Here is a 1,161-nt window from a genome sequence, read left to right as displayed (position 1 = left end):
TCCCCGCCCCGGCTCCGGCCGGCCATCCGCCTGCCCCGAGGACTCATCATGCCCCGACCCACCATCGGCCACCGGCCCTTCGGCACCGCCCCGAGCGGAGACGACGTCGACCTGTGGCGGCTGGAATCCCGCTCCGGTGTGTACGCCGAGATCCTCACCTACGGCGGCATCCTGCACACGCTGGGCGTGCCCGACACCCGGGGCCGCACCGACTCCGTGGTCCTGTCGCTCCCCTCGCTCGACCAGTACGCCGAGAAGAGCCCGTACCTCGGCGCGCTGATCGGCCGCTACGCCAACCGCATCGCCCACGGCCGCTTCGTCCTCGACGGCGCCGGCCACCAGGTGCCGGTCAACGACCGCGGCCACGCCCTGCACGGCGGCCCCGAGGGCTTCGACACCAAGGTGTGGCGCGCGACCCCCCTCACCGACGGGGACACGGCCGCCCTCCGGCTGGACCTGCACAGCCCCCACGGGGACATGGGGTTCCCCGGCGCGCTCGACGTCACGGCGACGTACACCCTCGACGCGGCCGGAACCCTGTCGCTGGAGTGCACGGCGACCACCGACCGGGCGACCGTCGTCAGCCTGAGCAACCACGCCTACTTCAACCTCGCCGCGGACGGCGACGTCCTGGGGCACACGCTCCAGGTGGACGGCGCGGCCTACCTGCCGGTGGACACCGAGGGCATCCCGCTCGGGCCCCTCGCGGAGGTGGCGGGCACCCCCTTCGACCTGACGTCGCCCCGACCGCTCGGCGAGCGCGTCCTGGCGGACGGGGACGAACAGATCCGGCGCGCCGGCGGCTTCGACCACTGCTGGGCCCRGTCCGGACCGGGACGGCAGACGGGGCGGCTGCGGCGCGCCGCCCGGCTCGCGACTCCGGAGGAGACCCGCGTGATGGAGGTGTGGACCACGGCGCCGGGCGTACAGGTGTACACCGCCAACCAGCTGGACGGCACGCTCACCGACGCCACGGGGCGGCCGCTGGAACGTCACGGCGCGGTGTGCCTGGAGACCCAGCACTTCCCCGACGCCCCGAACCGGGCCGACTATCCGAGCCCGGTGCTGCGCCCGGGGACCACGGACCACCGCCGCACGGTGGCGCCCTTGTACTGGCTCATCACGACCAGCCCGCTGCCGGCGAGCGTCTTGAGGGCCTCC

The 1,161-nt window shown here is 74.5% G+C and carries 2 pseudogenes; one reads left to right on the top strand and one right to left on the bottom strand.

What is annotated here, in order from left to right:
* Nucleotides 1–48: 48 nt before the first annotated feature.
* Nucleotides 49–1,098, top strand: a pseudogene (locus EAO71_RS21830) (aldose epimerase family protein); the annotation flags it as partial.
* Here EAO71_RS21830 and EAO71_RS39715 read toward each other — a convergent pair.
* Nucleotides 1,092–1,161 (bottom strand): annotated as a pseudogene (locus EAO71_RS39715) (GntR family transcriptional regulator); the annotation flags it as partial. The pseudogenes EAO71_RS21830 and EAO71_RS39715 overlap by 7 nt on opposite strands.

This window comes from Streptomyces sp. MS191 (assembly GCF_008042125.1).
Classification (GTDB): domain Bacteria; phylum Actinomycetota; class Actinomycetes; order Streptomycetales; family Streptomycetaceae; genus Streptomyces.
This window is presented reverse-complemented; position numbering and strand designations above follow the sequence as displayed.